Here is a 24,317-nt window from a genome sequence, read left to right on the forward strand (position 1 = left end):
AACAGGAGACAATCAATAATATGGAAGAACAACATTATCAATTGCTGGATGGTAAGGCCGTTTCCGCTCAGATGAAGAAGGAGATGGCTGAGGAGGTAGCCCAGATCAAGGCTGCCGGAGGTAAGATCCCTCACTTGGCTGCTATTTTGGTGGGCCATGACGGTGGTAGCGAGGCTTATGTGGCTAGTAAAGTCAAGACTTGTCAGGAGATTGGTTTTAAGTCTACCTTAATTCGCTTTGAGGAGGATGTTACGGAGGAAGAATTGCTTCGTAAGGTCGATGAGTTAAATAATGATCCGGATGTGGATGGCTTTATCGTACAGCTTCCGCTTCCGAAACATATATCCGAGCAGAAGGTGATTGAGGCGATCGATTATCGTAAAGACGTGGACGGTTTCCATCCGATTAACGTGGGACGTATGTCTATCGGTTTGCCTTGTTTCGTATCGGCTACGCCTGCCGGTATCTTGGAATTATTGAAGCGTTATCATATCGAGACGCAAGGAAAGCATTGCGTGGTTTTGGGACGCAGCAATATTGTCGGCAAGCCGATGGCTACCTTGATGATGCAGAAATCTTATCCGGGCGATTGTACGGTGACCGTATGCCATAGCCGTTCTAAGAACTTGAAGGAGATGTGCTTGTCTGCTGATATTATTATCGTGGCTTTAGGTGTTCCTGAATTCTTGAAAGGGGATATGGTGAAGGAAGGCGCCGTGATCGTTGACGTGGGAACAACCCGTATGCCAAGCAGCGTAACCAAGAGCGGATTTAAGTTAACGGGAGATGTCTTGTTTAACGAGGTCGCTCCTAAATGTTCCTATATCACTCCGGTTCCGGGTGGCGTAGGGCCTATGACAATCATTTCTTTGATGCGTAACACATTGTTAGCGGGAAAGAAAGCGATCTATAAGTAAGTGGATGGATAAAAAAGTTCGCAAAAGGTTTGTGTAATCAGAATTTATACCTATCTTTGCGCCGTCTTAAAGGGGGAATCCTTTGAAAGGCGGATATGGTGAGAGTAGCTCAGTTGGTTAGAGCATCGGATTGTGGTTCCGAGGGTCGTGGGTTCGAGCCCCATCTTTCACCCATTGTGGTTTTTTAGATAAAAATCTTGTTATGAATAAAACAAGGTTTTATGAACCAAGGCGTCTGTGAAGAATGAAAGGTTTTTTTATATGGTGAGAGTAGCTCAGTTGGTTAGAGCATCGGATTGTGGTTCCGAGGGTCGTGGGTTCGAGCCCCATCTTTCACCCTAGAATGAGAAAAGGATATGTCTATTAGGGCATATCCTTTTTCTATTTCTTATAATGGGCATTGTAAGTCTTTTATGATGCCCATCATAAGGAGCTTACAATAGGCATTGTAAACTCCTTATAATAGCGATCGTGCTGACCTACTCTTCGGTATATAAACCTTCTCTTGATAATTGCTTATCCAGATTCGCTACACCGAGGGCTATGATAGCGGTAACCGTAGCCGTATGTTCTTGGTATTCGGGGATGTTCTTTGTGTATAAATCCCGTTCCGTATGCCAGATTTCGCCGTAATCAAAATCATATCCTTTGAAATCCTCTGTGGTGAAACCTAATGTGGGGACACCTTCGATGGCGAAAACTGATGCGTCTGTTCCCCCCATGCGTGTCGGGCGTTTACGGGGTTCACGAACTTTTACCTCGAAAGGATAGTCCGGACGGATTTTTTGGATGGGTTCGCTGATCTTCACGAAATCATCATACATGGCTTGAGGGACGGAGATACCGACAGGAGGTTCCGGACCACCGTCACGATTGAACAAATTAGCGATTTTGGGTAATTTATCCTTATGCGTTTTCACCCAAGCTTGTGCTCCTAATAAGCCAAATTCCTCACCGGCGAATCCGATAAATAAGATCGTGCGCTTAGGCTTGGCTCCGGATTTGGCGATCATGCGAGCGGCTTCCATCATCGGTCCGATTCCAGTACCGCAATCGATGCCTCCGGTAGCCACGTCGAAAGCATCTAGGTGACCGCTGATAATAACATATTCGTCCGGGTATTTGCTGCCTTTGATAGACGCTACGACATTATGGTATTTAACCGGGCCTAATTTAAAATGATTACGAATATCGAACTCTAGTTCGAATGTACGTCTCTCTTTCACCATTTGTTCGATGATCGCGAATTGATGCTCGTCTAATTTGATATCCGGAAGTTCCGGCAGATTGTCGAAGTTCGTATTCGGGTCGTTCATCATTTTCCGGTCGTATAACGCACGGATAGGTACGGTGGAGGATTGGATAAAACCTAAAGCTCCGGCCTCGCACATTTCCTTATAATATAATCCGGGGAATTCTTTATAAGGCAACATCTCGTTTTTCTCCCCGTTTTCCCAGTTGCGGCGTCTTAGATCATTGTTTTTCTTCATGATCTCGTTGTTCTCTTTCTTGATCTCCGCACGGATGGAATCTCCCGAGGCGGAGCGGTCGATAGGCCAACCTACATTTTTCCCTGAGATAAGAACCCAAGCACCATTCAATCTTCCTTTGATTTGCTGGAACTCCTCGTCGTTACGAGGCTCCATCACCGCATGCCCACGTTGCACGCCTTTCGTTCCGGAAGTGTAGGAAGGGGTGGCGAAATGCAGGATCATTCCGTTGTCGCTCAACAAGCGTCCGAACCAAGGTCCTCGATTAAAGCCGACAGGGACGGTACCGGCCTCTTCTAATTGGACATCGAGTCCCCAACTCTTAAACTCACGCACCATCCACTCGGCGGCGTTCTCATAAGCGTCGGAACCTATTAAACGTCCGCCAAAGCGGTTTGTAAGGATATCCAGCTGATGCATCACTTGATTATCGTTCTGACCCATCTCGATGATTTTTTTTACGGCAGCGTCCTGAGCTGGTACAGGGGAGACTGTCATGCAGGCTAATGCCGCACAAACAAGTAAGATTTTTCTCATAAAGTAGTGTTTATTTCATTGATATGACTGTTTATTATTCAGTGTATGCAAATAAAGGAATAAATTTTGACTTATTGCAAATGAAATGGCAGTTTCTTTTATAACTTTGCGGAGTAAACAGATGGCGAATGAAAACAATGCGTAGCTTGAAGTGGTTAAGACCCCTCTTGGTAGTACTCTTTATGAGTTACTACGTGGGTGGCACGGCCTTTACCCATACGCATCATTTCCTAAACTATAGTATCACTCACTCTCATCCCTATCTGCCGGGAGCCGATGGCTTGCCTCATCATGAGCATAGTACGGTAGCGTTTAATACGATTGAAGAGCTGACCGAATTGTGTATGGAGTTAATTCCGTACTTACCTTTGGTTATGGCTTGGGCGCTTTTGATGGTAGTGCTCGTCTTTCTAAAGAAAGAGGTTGTCTTGCGTCTTGTGCGGCGTGGTGAATCCCGTGCGCCTCCCTCGTTTGGTATAGTAATTTGAATCAAGCATTAGAATCACTTTTTATACTAAACATTTTACGCATCTTATATGAAATCTATATTTTTACTATTGCTTCCAGCGATAGTACTATGCTCTTGCCATACCCAAAAGCAAGAGGATGAGTCTGCGCATGCCGTAACACTCAAAGGGGATATTATACATATCGGTTCCGAATCTCCTGTTTTATCCAAGTTGACAAAGGAAACGGTTAAACGGGAACCTTACCGTATGGAGTTTACCACCTCGGGGGTCGTACAGGCGATTCCTTCTAATTACGCGGAGGTGGCTTCACCGGTAAGCGGGCGAATTACGAAATCGTTCGTTCGCTTAGGGCAAAAAGTGGCCCCGGGTAGTCCGATCTTCGAAATTAGCGCTCCCGCTGTTTATGAGGCGGGGAAATCTTATTACCAAGCTCGCCAAGAGATGGAACTGGCTTTGAAAAGCTTGAATCGGGAGAAAGACTTGATGAAAAACAAGGTTGGTGTCCAAAAGGAATTGGAAGAGGCCGAGGTGAATTACGAGTTAAAGAAAAAAGACTATGAGAATATGGTAGCCGCATTGAAAGTCTTTCAGATTAATCCGGATGAAATGGCTTTGGGGCAACCATTGATCGTTCGCTCGCCTATAGCCGGTGAGGTCGTGAAAGATCGGATCGTAATCGGGCAATATATGAAAGAGGACGCCGAGCCTGTAGCTGTCATCGCCGATTTGAGAAAGGTATGGGTGGTCGCCCATGTAAAAGAGAAGGATTTGAGTTTAATACAGGCTTTGGATGAGGTGGAAATTCGGTTGGTAGCCATGCCGGATAAACCGATATCGGGAAAGATTTATCATATCAGCGAGATGCTGGACCCCGATACCCGTTCGGTGGAGGTCTTGATCGAGTGCGATAACAGTACCCGTTTGATGAAACCGGAGATGTACGGCACGGTCAAGTTGAGCGACCGTGAGGCGGAGGTGATTCGTATACCTACTTCCGCTATCTTGCAGGAAGAGGAGAATATGTACGTATTGGTGGAATTGGGGAATAACGATTACCGGAAACAAAAGATCGAGACCGGCCTTACTGAAGATGGCAAGACGGTGGTTTTATCCGGCTTGAACGTAGGTGACGAGATCGTAGCTACGGGAGCGTTTTATTTACTTGACGCACGCTAACGGATTATGAAAAGGATTATTTACTTGGCGATACATCGGCGAGGACTGATGTTCGTGTTATTTCTGTTCTTAGCGATCGTTGGTTATTATTCTTGGACGCGGTTGGCGATAGATGCTTATCCGGATATCGCCGATACCACCGTGCAAGTCGTGACGCAGGTTCCCGGATTGGCCGCCGAGGAGATCGAGCAACAAATCAGTATTCCGATCGAGCGGGCTATGAATGGTCTGCCGGGACTAAACGTAATGCGTAGCAAGAATACGTTTGGTTTATCTACGGTCGTATTGGTTTTTGATGATGGTATTGAGGATTATTGGGCCCGGCAACGTGTACAAGAGCGGTTGGTAGACGTGGAGCTTCCTTATAATGCGGTTCCCGGCTTAAATCCTTTGACTTCGCCGACGGGAGAGATCTTTCGTTATGTGGTGGAAAGTGACCGTTTGGATTTGAGGGAGTTGACCGATTTGCATAAATGGGTAATTATTCCGAGACTGAAACAGGTTACGGGTGTAGCGGATGTAAGTAATTACGGCGGTATCACTACCCAATATCAGATCGAGGTGAACCCTTATAAGATGGAGCAATATGACATTACCTTAGGGGATATTACGGAAAAGATAGAGAAGAATAACGTGAACGCCGGTGGTAGTATGTTAAGCCGGGGGGATTTGAGTTATGTGATCCGTGGAATCGGTCTGGTTAAGGACTTGGAAGACTTGGGACATATCGTGATCAAGACCGTGAATGGTGTCCCGGTCTACTTGAATGATATCGGTAAACTGAAATACGGAAACTTGGAGCGTAAGGGCGTTTTAGGTTTTACGGACGATACCCGTGATTACTCCGATGGCGTGGAAGGTATCGTGCAAATGCTCAGGGGGGAGAATCCGTCCCGGGTGTTGGATGATGTGCATAAGGCGGTAGACGAACTAAATAACGAGACACTTCCCGAGGGAACCCGTATCCATCCGTTTATGGATCGTACGGATTTGGTTAATACGACTTTGGATACCGTATCGCATACGTTGTTCGAGGGTATGGTACTGGTCGTCTTAGTACTGATCTTATTCTTGGGGAGTTGGCGTGGCGCTTTGTTGGTGGCTTTAACTATTCCCTTGTCTCTATTGATTGCCTTTATCTTGATGCATGTTACGAATATTCCTGCGAACCTACTTTCCCTAGGCGCTATAGACTTCGGTATTTTGGTAGACGGAGCGATCGTGATGATGGAGACGGTCTTGAAGAAAAGGGAACGGCATCCGGATGAGGTATTGACGGAAGATTCGATCTTGCGCCGTACGACTGAGGTGGCTCGCCCGATCTTTTTCTCTACATTAATTATTATAACGGCCTATCTTCCTTTGTTCGCTTTTGAGCATATTGAGAAGAAATTGTTTACGCCGATGGCTTATACCGTAGGGTATGCTTTGCTGGGCGCTTTGTGCGTGGCCTTGTTCTTGATTCCGGGATTGGCCTTTTATGCGTATCGTAAGCCGGGAAAGATTTACCATAATCGTTGGTTGGAGAAACTTTCCACGGCTTATCATTCACAAATTGCCCGATTGATGGAGAAGCCAAGACGGGTTATTGTACCGTTACTGGCGATATTGCTGGGAGCGGGGATTTTAAGTTATACCGTAGGAAAAGACTTCTTGCCTCCGTTGGATGAGGGGGCGATCTGGATACAGGTACAGCTTCCTCCGGGTATTTCCATTGAGAAATCTAAGGAGATGGGGGCGGAGCTTCGGAAGACTTTGAAAGAGTTTAAGGAAGTCTCATATGTAATGACCCAAGTAGGTCGCGATGATGAGGGGGCGGAAGCGTTCTCACTCTCCCATGTGGAGTGTGGCGTGGGATTGAAGCCCTATAGTACATGGGAGTTCGGTAAGACGAAAGCGGATTTGATCGAGGAGATGGCAGCTAAGTTGGAGACTATGCCCGGCTACTCGGTCGGTTTTTCACAGCCGATCATCGATATGGTGATGGATCAGATCGCCGGGGCTCATAGTGATTTGGCGTTGAAGATCTATAGCGATGATATTACGGAAAGTCGCCATATCGCAGATCAAGTCGCTAATGTGTTGAAGGAAATACCGGGTGCTGCCGACGTAGCGGTAGATCAAGAGCCTCCGTTGCCGCAATTGCAGATTATCGCGGATCGTGCCCGTATCGCCCAGTATGGCTTGAACGTGTCGGATGTGGCTGATTTGATTGAGTTAGCGATCGGTGGAGCCTCTATTTCCCAGATATTTGTCGGAAATAAAAGTTATGACGTGATTTGTCGTTTCGATGACGCTAGCCGCAATTCTCCCGAACGTATCGGTAATCTATTGCTGACTACCGGTTCCGGTACGAAGATTCCTCTTTCGCAAGTAGCGGAGATTAAGATGACAACCGGTGCCAGTACGATTACCCGTGAGATGAATAAGCGGCACTTGACGGTACGGGTTAATTTACGTGGCGTGGACTTGACAGCGTTCTTGAATAAGGCGAATGCGTTGATTGATAAAGAGGTGAAATACGATCATGATTCCGTGCATTTGAAATGGGCCGGACAGTTCGAGAACCAGCATCGTGCGTATGCCCGTTTGGGGGCTGTGGTTCCTTTGGCGTTGGGACTGATGCTGCTTCTGTTGTTTGCGGCTTGCGGTAAATTCCGGCAGGCGGCTTTGATGATGAGTGTCGTTCCCTTGGCTTTGTTTGGTGGTATGTTGGCGTTGAATGTGCGGGGAATGACATTGAATGTTTCCTCGGCGGTTGGTTTTATTGCCTTGGTCGGTGTCGCTATCCAAAATGGCGTGATCATGATTTCCCATATCAATAACTTACGTACAAGGGAACGAGATTTGAAAGATGCGGTGATAACGGGAACTAAGCACCGTTTCCGTCCGATCTTGATGACGGCTACGGTTGCGGTCTTGGGATTGCTTCCTGCCTCTGTTAGTACAGGTATCGGTTCGGACGTGCAGCGTCCCTTGGCTACGGTAATCGTTTACGGGCTTTTATTTGCTACGGTTATTACGCTTTATGTACTTCCCGCTTTATACTATATGATCGAGAAACATTATGAGGGGAAGGATTTGACGCCGGTATCGGAGGAAAAAGAGCTGCACGCTTAATCCGGAGGTGGAATTAAAAAGATATACTATGTTTAGATTAGAAGATATGAAGAAATATATAATCCTGTCGTTACTCTGCGGATGCTTATCCGCGAATGCCCAGACCATGGTTCCGCTTACGTATCGGCAATATATGGAGCGGGTTGCGGAAGGCAACCTTGAGTATGCGTCGGAGAAATTGAATGTGCCGGCCGCTAAGGCTGAGGTAACGGTGGCAAAGGTGTTTAACGATCCGAACCTTTCCGTGTCTTATTTCAATAATGAGAATAATTCCTTGCAAATGGGAGAAGGTGTTGAAGTAGAACTGAGCAAAACTTTCTCTTTTGGAAAACGGGGTGCGAATATCTCATTGGCACGTAGCGAGAGTGAGTTGACCGAGGCTTTGTTGGCCGATTATTTCCGGAATCTCCGGGCAGACGCTACGATTGCTTATATGGAAGCCTTGAAGCAACATGAGTTGTATAAGGTAAAGGAGAATGCCTATGAGAATATCCGGACATTGGCGGAGAGCGACAGTATCCGTTTCTCATTGGGGCAAATCCGTGAGGTGGATGCTACGCAGAGCCGGGTAGAGGCCGGGGTCTTACGAAACGAGTTGTTGCAAGCCGGAGCGGAATTAAAGAATGCTTTCTCGAACTTAAACTTCTTGACGGGGACTTTCAGTACGGATACTTTATTTCACCCAGAGGCTGAGTTACGTACGGAGCCTCGGGATTTTATCCTTGCCGACTTAATAACGGCGGCAAGCGAGGGGCGTACGGATTTGGTAGCCGCCTTAAAAAACAAGGAAGTGGCCGCTAGAGCCTTGAAAGTAGCTCGCCGGGAGCGGAATACGGATGTGGATTTGTCTATCGCCGTAAGCCGTAACGCCCGGGTTTATAATGAGGAAGCCCCGGCACCTCCTTTTACCGGAGTGACGGCAGGTATCACTGTTCCTTTGAAATTCTCTAATTTCAATAAGGGAACGGTTCGTGCCGCTCGTTATCGGGAGCAACAGGCGGAAGCGCAATATAAGCAGGCTCTTTTGCAAGTACAGACGGAGGTGATGCAGGCATATCGTAATTATCAATCTTTCGCCGAGCAAGTTAATCATTATGAGGATGGGCTTTTAAGGCAAGCTCGTGAGGTGATGGATGGCAAGATTTACAGCTATAATAGGGGGGAAGTCTCTTTGTTGGAAGTCTTGGACGCCCAGCGTACTTACGATGAAGTACAAGCTCAGTATATTGAGACGCTGTTTAATTACAGCTCAGCCTTGGTCGAATTAGAACGTTCGGCGGGTATTTGGGATATTGAGATTTGATTTGCGCTATAATTCAGAAAAGTAACAAGGGATAAATTGTAAGACGCTTACATTTCTATCCCTTGTTATTTTATCTGAATAAATCCATCAGTTTATCCGGTAATTGCCTAGTATCGAATATCTGATATTTCAGTAAATGATTCTTCTGCATGTTTAGACCATTGGATTTATTTTACCATGAAGCCAACTTTTTTTGTAGTTTTTTCTTCAGCGCTTTTTGCGTACAATAATCCCCATTGTTGAAATCTACTTCAGATTCAGCTATCTTACAAGTTAATTCAGCCTCGTCTGGTGCCCAAGGATAAAGGCCCTCCTTTTGCTTGGCAAGGCATAGACGTTTTATATAGGTCTCCACTTTCGATAATCTTTCCTCATCCATGCCTTTTATCAAGTCATAGAGATATTCTTTCCGTAAATTTAATTCCATCGTTGTCATAAGATTTGTTTTTTAGGTTTCTTAAACTAGACAAAGATAGCGTATGTATTTGGATATTATGTATTTTTGCATCTAAAAAATGAGCGCATGATATTCTACTTTACAGGGACAGGAAACTCCCGTTGGGTTGCGGAAGCGTTAGGAACGGCTTTCGATGAGCCGTTGGTTTCCATTGCCGATGCGTTGAATGAGGGTAAGGATGAGAATGTTTATCCATTGAGGGAGAGGGAGAAAGTGTTTTTTGTGTTTCCTGTCCATTCTTGGGGGCCGGCTGTATTGGTGTCCCGTTTTATTTCCCGATTGATCCTATCTGGCTATAAAGGGCAAGAGGTTTATTTCGTCTGTACTTGTGGTGATGATTGTGGATATACGGATCGGATCATGAGGAATACCTTGGCGAGACGGGGAATTACACTAACTGGAGGATTCTCTATACAAATGCCGAATAATTATATCTTAATGCCCGGCTTCGACGTGGATAGTAAGAAGGTAGAGACTGAAAAACTGGAAAAAGCACCGGAACGTGTAGACGAGATCGTAGAGGCGATCCGGCAGAAGAAAAATCCCTCTTTGTATTGTGCGGGAAGTGTCCCTCTTTTGAAGAGCTATATGGTCTATCCGTTATTTACTCACTTTGCGATAGGCAGCAACCGATTTTATGCTACGGATACCTGTATCTCTTGCGGTATCTGTGCGAAGGTTTGTCCGACCGGTACGATTTCCCTGTCGGGTGACGGAAAACCGGAATGGGCTGATACTTGCGTTCAGTGCGTTGCCTGTATTCATCGTTGTCCGGTGCGTGCGATAGAATATGGGATGATCTCGTTGAAAAAGGGACGTTATCATCACCCAGAGTTTAAGTAATCAATAAATAGAATAGAGAAATGAAGCAATTTTGTATGATGGCGCTTGCCGGCCTTTTGGTGGTTGGTTGCCAAGAAGTTCCAAAAGGATATGTTATCAATGGTGAGGTAGAGAATATGCCCGACGGTAAAATTTACTTGAAGTCATTCCGTAATAAAATGTTCTTTGATGTGGATACGGCAGAGGTAAAAGACGGGAAATTCACCTTTAAGGGTGCGGTAGATCAGCCTTTACTATTCGGTTTGGCAACCGAGAGCATGAACTATCCGGTTCAACTTTTCTTGGAGAATACGGATATGAATGTCAAGATCGGGAATGACGGGGAGACCATCACCGTACGGAACTCGCCGGTGAATGATGTCTTTCAAGAAAATGCGGAGAAGGTATTTGAGGAAGGGTATGATATTGACAGTTTGATTTCGAAATATCCGAATTCTCCGGCGGCGGCGTTCTATCTATATCGTTATTTTACCTACCAATTATCTTTGGATGATTTGAAGGCGACTCGTGCGAAGATTTCCCCGGCATTGGCGAATAGTCCTTATGTGAAGGACTTGGACGGTATTATCAAGCAATTAGAACACGTACAGATCGGACAAGTCGCTCCGGAGTTCTCCTTGCCGGATACTGCAGGAGTTTCTGTGTCTTTGTCGGACTTTAGGGGAAAATATGTGTTATTGGATTTTTGGGCCTCTTGGTGTCCCCCGTGTCGCAAGGAAAACCCTAACGTGGTAAATGCCTTCCAGCAATATAAGGATAAGAACTTTACGATCGTAGGTATATCCTTGGACAAGGATAAGGCTAAATGGCAGAAAGCGATCGCAGACGATCATCTGACTTGGACTCACGTTTCCGACTTGAAATATTGGGATTCTGAGATCCCTGCTCTTTATGGGGTACGGGGTATTCCGGCAAATGTGTTATTGGATCCGAATGGGGTGATCATCGCCAAGAATATCACTGGAGAAGACTTACAGAATACCTTGAAGGAAGTGATTAAATAAGGATACGTTACTGCAAAGCCGTTGCAGTAGTATAAACAAAGGGAGTGTATTGGATTAAGCCTAATACACTCCCTTTTTTATGGATAAGTTATGACTTTTCTTTATTTAAGCGGAATAAGGGTAAAGCCCCAGTTGTATTCCCGGTTTGCGGGTAATGTATAAGCTGGTTCCGGACGTGAACCCCAGCTATCATAACCTGCTACACCTTGTTGTTTCAAGTCGACGCAAACCTCAACGAAGTCGCGAGGCGTGATATCGTTGATATGATGCTGGCGACGTAATACGTTCTTTGCTGCGGCTTCATCATGATTCGCTACTTGCTCTGGTGTGAAATTACTCCATTGACGGGATAGGCCAGTCGCTTCCTCGTCATCGAAATCCTCTATGGAATTACGCAAAGCGTTAAATCCAATCGTATTATCCGCTTGGATCAACAAGCCTTTCTTGCCGGTACTAAGTGATACCCAACGAGTGTCGGTATGATGACCGTTTTCCTGCGGGCGTACATATGGGAAATATAATTCCTCGGCTGTAGATTTATATAAGCCGACCATACTACCGGCGTTTCTATCCAAGTAGTTCTCAGCAGGTCCTCGTCCGAAATATTCCACTTGATTCATGCTTGCCGGTAAGCGGAAGCGAACACCGATACGGGGAACATTCAATTTGGAAGCCTCTTTACGGGCGGCGTCACGTCCCGGAGTGAAAGTTGCCGTGCGAGTAGATTCCGATACCTCGGTTTGGGCGGCATCCATATCCGTGGATGTGAAACGGGCGGCCACATTTACAGCTCCGCTTGGATAGATCGTATAATTAACAATGTATAGATTTCCTGCCGGCAATAAATAGTTCACGTTAACCACGGCGTTATTGCCATCCATAGTGACGGTAGCGTCTGTTACGTTGAAGTTCTTGCTGCTTTCCTTCCATACTTGTAAGCGTTTTGGCATACCATTTCCGTAATCGTTATCGGTCGGCGCACGCCAGAAGTTCGGTTGGATACCAAAACCCTCGCTGAAATATTCCGTACCATCCACTTTATAAGAAGTAACGATTCCTGTCTTCTTGTTAAACATGAAGTTTACCTTTGAGGAGGATGCCGATAAGTTATCTCCATTTGTCGAAACCGTTAATTTAGGGCCGCTGATCTTAAACGCCTTCTTGGGGCTTTCGATCGGTAAGCGGAATTGATCGCAAGCGATTTCGTGTCCGATAGGGATTAACGGCTCTTTTTCTACGGTCGTTACGTTGAAGTTTACGAAATATTCCGTACCGGCTTGTGGCTTTAAGTTGCCTACGGGAACCGTAAATTCCTTAGAAGCTTGGGGTTCTATGTCCAAAGAGACTTTACCGGAGCGTACAACTTTATTATTGGCTGTTACGCTATAGTGGACCATATATTTCTTTAGGTTCGTGAAATAAAAACGGTTCGTGACGCGGAATAAACCGTTCGCTAAATCGATCGCCTCAAACCCGATATTTTGATGGGCGTATTTAACCTCTGCCATAGCGGGATGCGGGGTACGATCCGGGTTTACTATACCGTTGCAAAGGAAGTTTCCGTCACTAGGGGCGTTTACTCCATAGTCACCACCATAGGTATAATATTCACGTCCATTCTTATCTTTTTCCAAGATACCTTGGTCCACCCAGTCCCAGATGAATCCGCCTTGCAGGTTCGGGTATTTATAGATAGCTTTCCATTGATCCCATAAGTTACCGGAAGAGTTTCCCATCGCATGTGAATACTCCGAAGGAGCTACCGGACGATCACTACCCTTACGCCCGATTTCCTCTAGCCATTCAGCGCTCGGGTATTGAGGTACGTACATATCCGTATTCCATTCCCAAAGGGCACGTTCGTAGTTCACCGGACGATTCATGCTATTTATTTCCTTGTCTTTCAGATATAAATAAGTTTGATAGAAGTTGTATCCGTTTCCAGCTTCGTTTCCGAGTGACCAGAAAGTAACGCTCGGATAATTCTTGTTTCGTTCGTACATATTCATCGTACGGTCCATATGCGGGATCAGCCATTCCGGATTATTACCCAAAGTGCCGCCTTTTTTCAGGCTGTAATACATACCGTGAGACTCGATATTCGCCTCATCGTAAACATACAATCCGTATTCGTCGCAGAGTTCATAGAATTTACGGTCTTGCGGATAGTGGCATAGGCGGACAGCGTTGATATTGTTTTGCTTCATCAGCTCGAAATCCTTACGCATGAGTTCCTCGGTTACGTAATGTCCGGTTTCCGGGTTATGCTCATGGATATTGACACCCTTGAACTTAACCGGTTGCCCATTGAACAATAAGACCGTATAAGGTTTTCCGTCTTCCGCTACTTGGTCAATTTGCTTCATCTCGAACCGGCGGAAACCAACGTTGAATGGAACTACCTCGATTACCTTACCCTCTTCTTTTATCGTCATCAATAATTTGTATAGATTCGGATGCTCGGCGCTCCAAGGGGCTACGTTCTTTAAATCATACTCGAAAGATGCTGTTTGAGGACTTGCGGGACTTACCCATATATCATTAGCCTCAGAGGTCACAAGATTACCTTTTGCGTCCAAAAGCTCATATCCGACATTTAAGTTTTTTGTTTCTTGGGTATGATTCTTTAAGTCTACCGCCAGTTTGAAGATTCCGTTCGTATACGTATCGTCCAAGGTTGAGACGACACGGAAATCTTGAATACTGGCCTTGGGTTGAGACCAAAGGAATACGTCACGTTCGATACCGCTCATTCTCCAGAAATCCTGACATTCCAAATAAGAACCGGTGCTCCAACGGAATATCTTTAATGTAAGCACATTCTTTCCGGGTTGCAGGTATTTATTGATCAGGAACTCGGCGGGATTTTTGGAATCCTCGCTATAACCCACTTCTTTCCCGTTTAAATATACGTAAAGGCCGGATTTAGCTCCGCCGATGTGTAAATAAATATCCCGGTTATCCCAACTTGCGGGTATCTCGATGTCTCTGCGGTATACGCCAACCGGATTCGCTTCCGGTAATAAAGGGGGTTGGGGATTTTTGGGTTTAAACTCGTAACCATGATTCGTATAAATGGCTACGCCATGTCCTTGTACTTCCCAGTTTCCGGGAACGGTTATATCATCCCATGAAGAGGTATTAACGGAAGGATCTGTGATATTTTGAGGAAGATCTTTGTAAGAGTCGACAAAGAAAAATTTCCAAGTACCGTTTAATAGGGAATAGTACGGGCTTTTCTCAAATCGAGAGGTGAGGGCGGTTTCCCGGTCCGCATAACTCATGAAGGAGCTTCTGGGTTTTTCCTTGTTTACGGCTACGACTTGAATGTCTTGCCAATAAGGTTTTACGGGTTGGGGTGAAGAACCGTCCGCATAAGCCATTCCGGAAATAAGGCAACCTAATGCTCCGGAAAGCATCATTTTTTTGATAGAGTTCATATTCATCGTATTTTATTTAGATTAGCACTGGGGAATTGAAAATTGAGAATTGAGAATTGAAAATTAGAAGTGACTCTACGTAATTCTCAATTCTCAATTTTCAATTATTTAGCTGCATAGTAAGAATATCCGTTAGCTACTTGCTGGAATGCTAAAACCCCAGATTGGCTTAACTCGACATTCATTTCTTTTCCGTCCGGTAGGTACATGACAACTTCGTCATTGCCATTGAATTTTAACAATTTTGTGCTTTCACCGTCAGCCTCTACATTCCAGCTTTGATCTGCTTCGTTGAAAACTAAGTCAAGCGCTTTCTCGTCGCCTTCCTTTTGGATATGGTATCCGTCAACTTTTGTTTCTACGGTATAAACACCGTCTTTACCATCGATTGTTTTAACGTTACCTACATCTGCTACAGGATTACTTCCGCTCCAAAATTCGATAGAGTTGATCACAAGGACATCAGCCAAAGCGGAAATCTCGTAAACCGGGACAATCCAGAAAGCAATGAACACTAGCTCATTAACAAACTTACTGTCGATGCTTCTATTCCACGTTAAAAGTTTGTTTGTTAAACCAAAAGATCCTATACAGGACGAAAATAGGATACTACTTGCCACCGTAGTCGCTAGTAATAAAGTTAAGCTTTTCTTTTTCATAATTTAATAATTAGTTATTACAAGGGACGAAGATAACAACTTTTTCATGATAAATAGTGGTTATAAAGGAATAAATGGAATAAGTGCCTTAATATTAATCAAGCTTCTATTAAGTACGTAGTTCTGGCGGAACTCCGTTTATTACTAATATACACTAACTTCATGTTTGAATTTCAAACCATATACCTCTTTGATGCCCATAGCTCCATACTAAAAAAGATTATGGTTGGAAAGATTGTTTGTTAAATATTTTAATAACTAGGTGGTGTTGTTTTAGATTCGTATGCGAAAAATTAGTCTTTTTTGTTTTATAATTAAAAATAGTGCTATATTTGCTGCGTCTAATGATTATAAGTTCCGCCAGAACGATGAAGAAGTGCTTTCATGGTAGTTAACCGAGGATTTATAATTATACATTAATGATTTAGAAGAGTGAATATTATAAGAAACGAGATCTAAAATAGTATGCCTTAAGTCTTATAATAGTAACAGCTATTTAATAAACAAAAAACGATTCTTATGTTGAAAATTGTAAGACCTGTCAGTTTTGTTCTATTGTCTGCAGCGTTTTGTTCCGGGGGTGTGGTTCATGCTTCTGATCGTGCGGCGATAACTCCGAGGGTAGGTATTTCCCAGCAAGAAGGTAGTTTGAAGGGAACGGTTAGTGACAGTTTTGGCCCTGTGGCCGGAGCGTCAATAGTTGTAAAAGGTACTACGAATGGTACTGTAACCGACATGAATGGTAATTTCGTGTTGGATGTGAAGAAAGGGGATGTGATCCAAGTATCCTTTATCGGTTATCTAACTCAAGAATTCAAATATAATGGAGAGCCTTCCATCAATGTGTCCTTGCAGGAAGATACCCAGAAATTAGATGAGGTGATCGTTGTCGGTTATGGTACGCAACAGAAGGCGAACTTGTCGGGAGCGGTAGCCCAATTGGATAGCAAGGAGTTGACAAGCCGTCCTATCTCTAACGTGTCTTCCGGTCTTCAAGGTATGATGCCGGGTGTAACCGTTACCTCGGGTCAAGGCCGTCCGGGACAGGATGGTAGTACGATCCGTATCCGTGGTGTCGGTACTTTGAACTCTGCCAGCCCATATATCTTGATCGATGGTATCGAGAGTGGCTCCATGAATGATATCGATCCGAATGATATTGAGAGTATTTCTGTATTGAAAGACGCTTCTTCCGCCGCTATTTACGGTTCGAAGGCTTCTAATGGTGTTATCTTGATCACGACAAAACGTGGTAAGACGGGTGCTCCTCGTATTTCTTATAACGGATATGTGGGTGCCTCGAAAGCTACTTCCATGATTGATCGTGTCAGCTCAGCCGATTACGCACGTTTGTGGAATCGTTTCGAGCCGGGACGTTATAGTGACGAGGACATCCGGATGTTTGAGGATGGCTCTGATCCTTACGGACATCCTAATACGGACTGGAATGATGAGGCTTATCGGACAGGTTTGTTGCATAAGCACAATGTTAGTATTACAGGAGGTGCGGAGAACGTGAAGTATATGGCTTCGGCCGGATATTTAGGGCAGACGGGTATCCTTCCTAACTCAGATCGTAAACAGTTTAACGGACGTACGAATCTGGATATGCAGTTGACGAAGAAACTGGCTGTTCGGATGAACATGTCTTTTATCAAGAATGACTTCTCGGATCCGAATGCTAGCTATTATGGTGGTTCTTCCGACCAGATTATCCGTCAATTGAATATTATTAGCCCGATGATCCCTGTCAAGGATAAGGATGGCAAATACGGACAAACTAACGATGGTAACCCTATCGCATGGTTGGATTCCGGGCAGACGGTGGATAATTGTAACCAGAATTTTACGGGGGCACTTTCTGTTGATTATGATATTATTGATGGGCTGAAGGCTACTGTGACGGGTGCCTACGTGAACGAGGACCAACGTCATACGGAGCGAGTCCTGAGCATACCGGATGATCCGGCATCTGCGTCTCGTACCACTTCCTTGGTTGAACGTTTCGTGAATTGGAAACGTTATAATTTCGATGCTTTGCTGAATTACAGCAAGAACTTTGGTCAGCATGGCTTGAAAGTGATGGTAGGTTATCATGCGGAGAAGTATGAGGTTAGCAAGAATCAGATGCAGAGGAATAATTTCCCGAGTAATAGCCTGAATGATATGGATGCCGGTGGGGCTTCTACACAAACAAATGATGGTTTGAGCCGAGAGCTTGCCATGCTTTCCTATTTTGGGCGTATTAATTATGATTTTGCGGGAAAATATTTATTAGAGGCAAACTTCCGTGCGGATGCTTCCTCTCGTTTTGCTCCGGGACATCGTTGGGGATATTTCCCTTCTTTCTCCGGTGCTTGGCGTATCAGCGAGGAGGAGTTTATGGAAAGTACGCATGATTGGTTGAGCAGTTTGAAGATTCGTGCTTCTTGGGGTATGTTAGGTAATCAAGACGCCTTGAATAAATCGAACCCTTGGGAGAACCAATATTATCCTTGGATGCAGACTTATAATTTGGATGGTAATTATCCTATAGGAGGCAACTTGACGACGGGATATTATCAGAAAGCCTATCGTATCGAGGATTTGTCATGGGAGAAATCTACGACTTGGGGTATTGGCTTGGATGCGGTTATTAATCATGTGACTTTCACGTTTGATTACTATGATCGCAAGACTACGGATATCATCATGGAGGTACCGGTCCCGACAGAGTTTGGCTTGGATCCTTATTTCGACAACGTGGGTTCTATGCGTAACCGAGGTGTCGAGGTACAGCTAGGTTATAACAATAAGTGGAATGACTGGTCATTGAATGTGATGGGAAATATGGCCTATAATAAGAACAAGATCGAGGATTTAGGAGGTGTAGACCGTATGACAAATCCTGATGACGGTGATTTGTGGCGTTTTGTTGGAAAGCCAATCGATTCTTACTATGTATATAAGGCTGATGGCTTTTTCCAATCTGACGCAGAGGCACAGCAATGGATGGATACCTATAAAGGAAAAGACGGCTACCCGTTCGGACAGGATTTCCAAGCCGGTGATTTACGTTATGTAGATACGAATGGAGATGGAAAGCTGGATGCGGATGACCGTGTATTGTCTAAGACTATCAATCCAGTTGTTACATTTGGTTTGAACTTGAATGTAGGCTATAAAGCATTTGACTTGACTTTGAACTTCACCGGTGCGGCTAATGTAGGCCGTGCGTTTACGAAAGAAGCGTTTGGTGAGTTCTCGGGTAGTGCCGGACATCCTTCTACTGCATGGCTGGATAGCTGGACACCGGAAAATACCAATGCAAGTATGCCGCGTGTAGCGGAGTCTAGAAAATCTCCGAGTGAGGCTTCTAACGTGATGTCTGATTTCTGGGTAATTAATACCAGTTACCTGCGTCTGAAGACATTGCAATTAGGATATACGCTTCCAAAGAGTGTGCTGAACGCTATCGGTTTGTCGAATGTACGTGTTTATTATTCTGCGGAGAATTTGTTTACGATAGATTCTATGCCATTGAACGTAGACCCGGAGACTATTAGTTCCCGTTTGTCTAGCTACCCATTAGTGATGACAAATTCTTTTGGCGTAAATGTGACATTCTAATTAGTTAAGACCATTTAAATAGAAGATTTTATGAAACGATTATCAATATATATGTTGGCGGCTGGTATGGCTGCGTTATCTACTTCGTGTTCGGATTTTCTGGATACGGTGCCTAAGGATCAGTTGGCTCCCTCTACCACATGGCAGACAGAGGCGGATGCGAAGGGCTTCATAGTAGGCTGTTATAAGGATTTGCTAGATGGAAATACGTTGCTTTATCTGGATTGTGGCTCAGATATAGGCTATAATAATTTCCCTTGGGAAGGATTCCGCCCGTGGGGGGATGGGTCATTGTCTAGTTCTAATCCTGGGCAGATCCTTTATGATTACAAGTCGATTCGTAAGGCGAATACATTCTTGGAGAATGTAGACAAGGTGACGTTTTCTAGTGACGCTGTAAAAGCTAATTATGTGGCTCAAGCTAAAGCGATCCGTGCTTATAAGTATTTCTTGATGAATTGGTGGTATGGTGGTGTGCCTATTATTAGTTCTTATTCAAGTGCAGACGAGGCTAAAGTGGAACGCAATACGGAACAAGAGGTACGCGATTATATAGCTAAGGATTTAGACGAGGCCTTAGCTGGGATCGCGGAGGCTCCGGAGGCTCGTGGCTATATCGCTAAAGGTGCTGTTTTAGCTATCAAGATGCGTGAGGCTTTGTATTATGGTGATTGGCAAAAGGCAAAAGACGCAGCTAAGGCAATCATTGATTTGAAGCAGTATGAGTTGGATCCGGATTATACGAATCTTTTTAAGGTATCGGGAGTGGATTCTAAAGAGATAATCCTAGCGGATCAGAATATTGAGACGTTGGACGGATTGGGAACCATCGGGCAAATGTACAATAATGTAGACCAAGGTTGGTCTTCTATCGTCCCGACCCAGAATTTGGTGGATATGTATGAAATGTCTGATGGATTGACGAAAGAAGAGTCGAAGACTTATGACGCAAAGCATCCGTTTGCGAATCGCGACCCTCGTATGGCCATGACCATTTTATATCCGGGACGTGACTGGAGAGGTGATATCTTGAATACTTTAGATGAGAAACTTCAAGATGGTACTGTCAACAAGAACTTCCCGACTTATACAGATAATGCTTCCAAGAGTGCTTTGACTTGGGCGAAATACTTGGATCCGATGGATCAATATGGAGATGTTTGGAGTTCGGGAGCTTGTCCGATCGTATTCCGTTATGCGGAGGTTCTATTGACGTATGCGGAGGCTGCGAATGAGCTGAGCGGTCCTTCTGATGAGATCTATGGTTATTTGAACCAGATCCGCCAGCGTGTAGGAATGGGGGAAGTGGATAAGGCTAAATATGGGACGAAGGATAAACTTCGTGAATTGATCCGTCGTGAGCGTACGGTAGAGTTGGCCGGCGAAGGCTTGCGCCGTGCGGACATCGTCCGTTGGCAGGAAGATGGAAAGATGCTTGCCGAGAAAGTCATGAATGGTGATTTGTTACGTGTTACAGGAACGATTAATTATGGGGAGTCTGAGCCTACTAAACGTGCGGAAATCACGGGTACGGCTGTTATTGAGACTCGCCAGTTCTCTTCTCGTAACCGTTACTTGCCGATTCCTCAAACAAGCATGGATAAGAATCCGAACTTGAAACAGAATCCGGGTTATTAATTTCCTATAAAGATGTTAGATAAAAAGGGGGGGAGGCCGAGAGGTTCTCCCCTTTTTTAGTTACATTTGGCGAATATTGAGATTGTATGTCTCATGTGCTTAAGTATATAAATTGATTCCGTTATGAAAAAGAAACTGATAGTTTTTGCCTGCTTTCTTCTCGTATCCTTGTCTTGTTTGCCGCAGTTGCCTGTACGGTTGAACGAGCGTTCGGTGGTGTTAAATACGTCTACCGGGGCATTAAAAGGGAAGATGGTAACTCCCAATCAGGAGTCCGGTTATCCTGTGGTATTGATTATACCCGGTTCCGGCCCTACGGATATGGACGGGAACTCCGCCGCCTTGCCGGGTAAGAATAACTCCCTTAAATACTTGGCGGAAGGGCTAGCGGGAAAAGGTATCGCTTCCTTGCGGTATGACAAACGGGGTATCGCCTCCAGCGCCTCAGCGGGAAAGGATGAGTATTCCATGCGTTTCGAAGACGGGATCAAGGACGCACGAGGCTGGATCGATTATTTGAGCCGGGATAAACGTATTTCCGGAATCTATGTGTTGGGGCATAGCGAGGGAGCGTTGGTCGGTATGGCGGCTTCGGTGGATAACCCGAAAGTGAAAGGATACATTTCGGTGGCGGGTGCGGGGCGTCCGGCCTATGAGATCGTGGAGGAGCAAATGGAGGGTCAGCCGGAAGTGATCCGGGACATGGTAAAGTCGATAAATGCGTCCTTGAAGGAAGGGAAGCTCGTACCGGACGTGCCGATCGGCTTACAATCCTTGTTCCGTTCGTCGGTACAGCCTTATATGATCTCATGGTATACGTATAATCCGCAGGAAATCATCAAGAAACTAAAAGCCCCGGTGTTGATCTTGCAAGGGGATAAGGATATGCAAGTATCCGTAAAAGACGCCGAGCTGTTGAAGCAAGCCCAGCCTTCGGCGGATTATCATTTGATTGGAAATATGAACCATCTGATGAAGACCTGCGATACGATGGACCAGCAAAAACAGATGGCTACCTATATCGATCCGGCCCTTCCGTTGCATAAGGATGTGCTGATATTAATTGAAAAGTTTGTGAGTAAACCTTGAACTGTTGTATCTTTGCGGTCATAAATTAAAGAGACAGTATGATTTCGGTTGAAGGACTAACAGTTGAGTTTGGCGGTTTTACGCTTTTTGATGACATTTCATTTGTAGTAAACAAGAAGGATCGTATAGCCTTGGTAGGTAAGAACGGTGCGGGTAAATCGACGATGTTGAAGATATTCGCCGGTTTGCAATCACCCACTTCCGGAACTGTTAGCGTACCGAAAGATGTTACTATCGGGTATTTGCCCCAGCACATGCAATTAGTTGATACCCGTACGGTGCGGGAGGAGGCGGAATGCGCTTTCGAGCATATCCATGAGATGGAGGAGGAGATCAACCGCTTGAATACCCAATTGGCGGAGCGTACGGATTATGACTCCGAGAGCTATCAAAAGCTGATCGATCGTGTCACGTACCTATCCGAGCATTTCCAGATGATGGGAGGAAACAACTACCATGCGGAGTTGGAGCGTACATTGGTCGGATTAGGCTTTAGCCGTAGCGATTTCGACCGCCCGACGTCTGAGTTCAGCGGAGGCTGGCGTATGCGTATCGAGCTGGCAAAGCTCTTACTCCGGCAACCGGACGTGTTGTTGCTGGACGAGCCGACGAATCATCTGGATATAGAATCCATCCAATGGCTGGAGAACTTTATCGCTACCCGTGCCAACGCCGTGATCTTAGTCTCGCACGACCGTGCCTTTATTGATAATACGACTTTCCGCACCTTGGAGATCGAATTAGGCAAGGTCTACGATTATAAAGTGAAATATTCGGAGTACGTCGTACTTCGCCAAGAACGCCGTGAGCAGCAGCAGCGCGCTTATGAGAACCAACAAAAGAAATTGGCCGATACCGAGGCGTTTATCGAGCGTTTTCGTTATAAAGCCACGAAGTCCGTACAGGTACAATCCCGCATCAAGCAATTGGAGAAGGTGGAACGTATCGAGGTAGACGATGTGGATACAGCCATGCTGCGGCTGAAATTCCCGCCCGCTCCCCGTTCCGGCTCCTATCCGGTGATTTGTGAGGAGGTGGCGAAGCGTTATGGCGATCATCTGATCTTCGACCATGTGACGCTTACGATCAACCGGGGCGATAAAGTAGCTTTCGTCGGAAAGAACGGCGAGGGTAAATCTACCTTGGTGAAATGTATCATGGGAGAGATTGCCGATTTCACCGGAAAGCTCCAATTAGGTCATAACGTGAAGATCGGTTACTTCGCCCAGAACCAAGCGCAACTATTGAACGAGAATCTTACCGTTTTTGATACGATCGATTACGTAGCGCAAGGAGATATCCGCTTGAAGATACGGGATATCCTAGGCGCTTTCATGTTTGGTGGCGAGGCTTCCGATAAGAAGGTGAAAGTCCTGTCGGGTGGCGAGCGTACCCGTTTGGCGATGATCCGCTTGTTATTGGAACCAGTCAACCTGCTGATTCTCGATGAACCAACGAACCACTTGGATATGCGTTCGAAAGACGTGCTGAAAGATGCCTTGAAAGAATTCGACGGCACGGTGATCGTGGTTTCTCACGACCGTGAGTTCTTGGATGGCCTAGTCGATAAGGTCTATGAGTTCGGTAACCAGAAAGTCGTCGAGCACTTAGGCGGCATCTATAATTTCTTGGAGCATAAGAAAATGGATAGCTTGCGTGAATTGGAACGTTCTACCGGGACGAGCACTTCCACATCCGGTACCGGTGAGGCTCAGGTATCTCAAAACAAGCTCTCCTATGAGGCAAGGAAGGAACTGAGTAAAGCGATTAAGAAAGCGGAGAAAGCAGTTGCCGAGGCCGAGGCCCGTATCTCGGAGCTTGAGAATGGCATTGCCGTTATCGAGGCGAAGCTGGCTACGCCGGAAGGTGCCTCCGACGCTTCTCTCTACGGTGAATATTCTGCCCTAAAAAAAGAACTTTCCGATGCGATGGATCTATGGACCGAACGGACAATGGAGTTGGAAGAGCTGAATACGCAGGATTCATGAAAAGGCTGCTAGTCAGTGAAAGGCTGCTTATCTGATCTTTTTGATCCAAATACTCCTGTTTTCGTGACAAGCGCTTGCCGTTGATGACGCAAAATAGCGGAAGGGAGAGTACGAGAGCTGGCTTTTAAAGGGGAGAATATCCCTTTTCTCATGCGTGATAGGCTGCGTTGGGCTACGCCAGTACTGCCATCGGCCGATGCGTATGCCGCCGTTGGGCATCGTGACTACTCAAGAATAGGGTTATGACTACTCGTGAATAGGCATTCTTACCCTGCTAGAACCCTATTGTAACCCTATAAATGATACCAATCTTTCCCTTTGATATGAATTAGGATGAATTGATTTCGCTAGAATAAAAGGCTATTTTCGGGTATAGAGTTGGCTATTAGTTGTTTGCTGAAATTTTCTTTCGGATTTGGAGGCGAGCAGTACTTAGGCCCGGAATATTCGGTTCTCCGGAGGTTCGGATTACAAAGTGTCATTTTGATTATTCCTTGAAAATAACCTTTAATAGCTTACTCGTTTTAAAAAGAAAGTCCTTAACTTTGCTATCCAAAGAAACGCGAAAGCTTAAAAC

Annotated in this window: 15 protein-coding genes and 2 tRNA genes; 13 read left to right on the forward strand and 4 right to left on the reverse strand. The window is 45.3% G+C overall.

What is annotated here, in order from left to right; all coding sequences use genetic code 11:
- The first annotated feature begins 20 nt into the window (after nt 1-20).
- The 3 genes from folD to DWX33_RS15225 all read left to right on the forward strand — a co-directional run bounded on the left by folD (nt 21) and on the right by DWX33_RS15225 (nt 1,255).
- Nucleotides 21-917, forward strand: a complete 897-nt coding sequence (gene folD / locus DWX33_RS15215; protein ID WP_122380622.1) for a bifunctional methylenetetrahydrofolate dehydrogenase/methenyltetrahydrofolate cyclohydrolase FolD — start codon at nt 21-23, stop codon at nt 915-917.
- A gap of 98 nt (nt 918-1,015) precedes the next feature.
- Nucleotides 1,016-1,089 (forward strand) — tRNA-His (locus DWX33_RS15220).
- Between the two features lie 92 nt (nt 1,090-1,181).
- A tRNA-His gene (locus tag DWX33_RS15225) sits at nt 1,182-1,255 on the forward strand.
- A gap of 141 nt (nt 1,256-1,396) precedes the next feature.
- On the opposite strand, the gene DWX33_RS15230 is transcribed toward DWX33_RS15225, so the two are convergent.
- Nucleotides 1,397-2,944: a M28 family metallopeptidase gene (locus tag DWX33_RS15230; protein WP_122380623.1), complete on the reverse strand. Its 1,548-nt coding sequence runs from the start codon at nt 2,942-2,944 to the stop codon at nt 1,397-1,399.
- A 128-nt stretch (nt 2,945-3,072) separates the two neighbouring features.
- On the opposite strand from DWX33_RS15230, the gene DWX33_RS15235 reads away from it, so the two are divergent.
- The 4 genes from DWX33_RS15235 to DWX33_RS15250 are packed head-to-tail and all read left to right on the forward strand — an operon-like array spanning nt 3,073 to nt 9,013.
- The gene (locus tag DWX33_RS15235) at nt 3,073-3,432 is read left to right on the forward strand and encodes a hypothetical protein (protein WP_005861714.1); all 360 of its coding nucleotides are present in this window, start codon (nt 3,073-3,075) and stop codon (nt 3,430-3,432) included.
- A 48-nt stretch (nt 3,433-3,480) separates the two neighbouring features.
- On the forward strand, nt 3,481-4,590 hold the full coding sequence (locus DWX33_RS15240) for an efflux RND transporter periplasmic adaptor subunit (RefSeq protein ID WP_005865868.1): 1,110 nt from the start codon (nt 3,481-3,483) through the stop codon (nt 4,588-4,590).
- Between the two features lie 6 nt (nt 4,591-4,596).
- Nucleotides 4,597-7,710 (forward strand): efflux RND transporter permease subunit, encoded by a 3,114-nt coding sequence (locus tag DWX33_RS15245; RefSeq protein ID WP_122380624.1) that lies wholly within the window; start codon nt 4,597-4,599, stop codon nt 7,708-7,710.
- Nucleotides 7,711-7,738: 28 nt separating this feature from the next.
- Complete coding sequence (locus DWX33_RS15250) at nt 7,739-9,013, forward strand: TolC family protein (protein WP_122380625.1); 1,275 nt, start codon at nt 7,739-7,741, stop codon at nt 9,011-9,013.
- A gap of 172 nt (nt 9,014-9,185) precedes the next feature.
- Here DWX33_RS15250 and DWX33_RS15255 read toward each other — a convergent pair whose 3' ends face one another.
- Complete coding sequence (locus tag DWX33_RS15255) at nt 9,186-9,449, reverse strand: hypothetical protein (RefSeq protein WP_122368708.1); 264 nt, start codon at nt 9,447-9,449, stop codon at nt 9,186-9,188.
- A gap of 87 nt (nt 9,450-9,536) precedes the next feature.
- Here DWX33_RS15255 and DWX33_RS15260 point away from each other — a divergent pair, with 87 nt between their 5' ends.
- Nucleotides 9,537-10,313, forward strand: coding sequence for an EFR1 family ferrodoxin (locus DWX33_RS15260; RefSeq protein ID WP_122380626.1), 777 nt, complete (start codon nt 9,537-9,539; stop codon nt 10,311-10,313).
- Between the two features lie 20 nt (nt 10,314-10,333).
- On the forward strand, nt 10,334-11,317 hold the full coding sequence (locus DWX33_RS15265) for a TlpA disulfide reductase family protein (RefSeq protein WP_122380627.1): 984 nt from the start codon (nt 10,334-10,336) through the stop codon (nt 11,315-11,317).
- Between the two features lie 101 nt (nt 11,318-11,418).
- Here the strand turns inward: DWX33_RS15265 and DWX33_RS15270 are convergent, their stop codons facing one another.
- Both DWX33_RS15270 and DWX33_RS15275 read right to left on the reverse strand, forming a co-directional pair.
- Nucleotides 11,419-14,757, reverse strand: coding sequence for a glycoside hydrolase family 2 TIM barrel-domain containing protein (locus tag DWX33_RS15270; RefSeq protein ID WP_369974667.1), 3,339 nt, complete (start codon nt 14,755-14,757; stop codon nt 11,419-11,421).
- Between the two features lie 104 nt (nt 14,758-14,861).
- Entirely contained in the window at nt 14,862-15,416 is a 555-nt protein-coding gene (locus DWX33_RS15275) for a DUF3332 domain-containing protein (RefSeq protein WP_005865883.1), read from the reverse strand.
- Nucleotides 15,417-15,935: 519 nt separating this feature from the next.
- Between DWX33_RS15275 and DWX33_RS15280 the strand changes: the two genes are divergently transcribed.
- The 4 genes from DWX33_RS15280 (at nt 15,936) to DWX33_RS15295 (ending at nt 23,740) form a co-directional block, all read left to right on the forward strand.
- A complete protein-coding gene (locus DWX33_RS15280) occupies nt 15,936-19,025 on the forward strand; it encodes a TonB-dependent receptor (protein ID WP_122380628.1) in 3,090 nt (1,029 codons plus the stop codon).
- A gap of 30 nt (nt 19,026-19,055) precedes the next feature.
- A complete protein-coding gene (locus DWX33_RS15285; RefSeq protein WP_036617318.1) occupies nt 19,056-20,663 on the forward strand; it encodes a RagB/SusD family nutrient uptake outer membrane protein in 1,608 nt (535 codons plus the stop codon).
- A 123-nt stretch (nt 20,664-20,786) separates the two neighbouring features.
- Nucleotides 20,787-21,752 carry an alpha/beta hydrolase gene (locus DWX33_RS15290; RefSeq protein ID WP_122380629.1) on the forward strand — a complete coding sequence of 322 codons (966 nt, stop codon included), beginning with the start codon at nt 20,787-20,789 and terminating at the stop codon, nt 21,750-21,752.
- A gap of 38 nt (nt 21,753-21,790) precedes the next feature.
- Nucleotides 21,791-23,740 (forward strand): ABC-F family ATP-binding cassette domain-containing protein, encoded by a 1,950-nt coding sequence (locus DWX33_RS15295; RefSeq protein WP_057326374.1) that lies wholly within the window; start codon nt 21,791-21,793, stop codon nt 23,738-23,740.
- Nucleotides 23,741-24,317 lie beyond the last annotated feature (577 nt).

Origin of the sequence: Parabacteroides sp. AF19-14 (assembly GCF_003635485.1) — a bacterium.
GTDB lineage: Bacteria > Bacteroidota > Bacteroidia > Bacteroidales > Tannerellaceae > Parabacteroides > Parabacteroides distasonis.

What these genes read in the sequence shown, in the direction of transcription:
- folD (WP_122380622.1), top strand. Translation starts at nt 21, where the DNA reads ATGGAAGAACAACATTATCAATTGCTGGATGGTAAGGCCGTTTCCGCT.
- DWX33_RS15230 (WP_122380623.1), bottom strand. Translation starts at nt 2,944, where the DNA reads ATGAGAAAAATCTTACTTGTTTGTGCGGCATTAGCCTGCATGACAGTC.
- DWX33_RS15235 (WP_005861714.1), top strand. Translation starts at nt 3,073, where the DNA reads ATGAAAACAATGCGTAGCTTGAAGTGGTTAAGACCCCTCTTGGTAGTA.
- DWX33_RS15240 (WP_005865868.1), top strand. Translation starts at nt 3,481, where the DNA reads ATGAAATCTATATTTTTACTATTGCTTCCAGCGATAGTACTATGCTCT.
- DWX33_RS15245 (WP_122380624.1), top strand. Translation starts at nt 4,597, where the DNA reads ATGAAAAGGATTATTTACTTGGCGATACATCGGCGAGGACTGATGTTC.
- DWX33_RS15250 (WP_122380625.1), top strand. Translation starts at nt 7,739, where the DNA reads ATGTTTAGATTAGAAGATATGAAGAAATATATAATCCTGTCGTTACTC.
- DWX33_RS15255 (WP_122368708.1), bottom strand. Translation starts at nt 9,449, where the DNA reads ATGACAACGATGGAATTAAATTTACGGAAAGAATATCTCTATGACTTG.
- DWX33_RS15260 (WP_122380626.1), top strand. Translation starts at nt 9,537, where the DNA reads ATGATATTCTACTTTACAGGGACAGGAAACTCCCGTTGGGTTGCGGAA.
- DWX33_RS15265 (WP_122380627.1), top strand. Translation starts at nt 10,334, where the DNA reads ATGAAGCAATTTTGTATGATGGCGCTTGCCGGCCTTTTGGTGGTTGGT.
- DWX33_RS15270 (WP_369974667.1), bottom strand. Translation starts at nt 14,757, where the DNA reads ATGAACTCTATCAAAAAAATGATGCTTTCCGGAGCATTAGGTTGCCTT.
- DWX33_RS15275 (WP_005865883.1), bottom strand. Translation starts at nt 15,416, where the DNA reads ATGAAAAAGAAAAGCTTAACTTTATTACTAGCGACTACGGTGGCAAGT.
- DWX33_RS15280 (WP_122380628.1), top strand. Translation starts at nt 15,936, where the DNA reads ATGTTGAAAATTGTAAGACCTGTCAGTTTTGTTCTATTGTCTGCAGCG.
- DWX33_RS15285 (WP_036617318.1), top strand. Translation starts at nt 19,056, where the DNA reads ATGAAACGATTATCAATATATATGTTGGCGGCTGGTATGGCTGCGTTA.
- DWX33_RS15290 (WP_122380629.1), top strand. Translation starts at nt 20,787, where the DNA reads ATGAAAAAGAAACTGATAGTTTTTGCCTGCTTTCTTCTCGTATCCTTG.
- DWX33_RS15295 (WP_057326374.1), top strand. Translation starts at nt 21,791, where the DNA reads ATGATTTCGGTTGAAGGACTAACAGTTGAGTTTGGCGGTTTTACGCTT.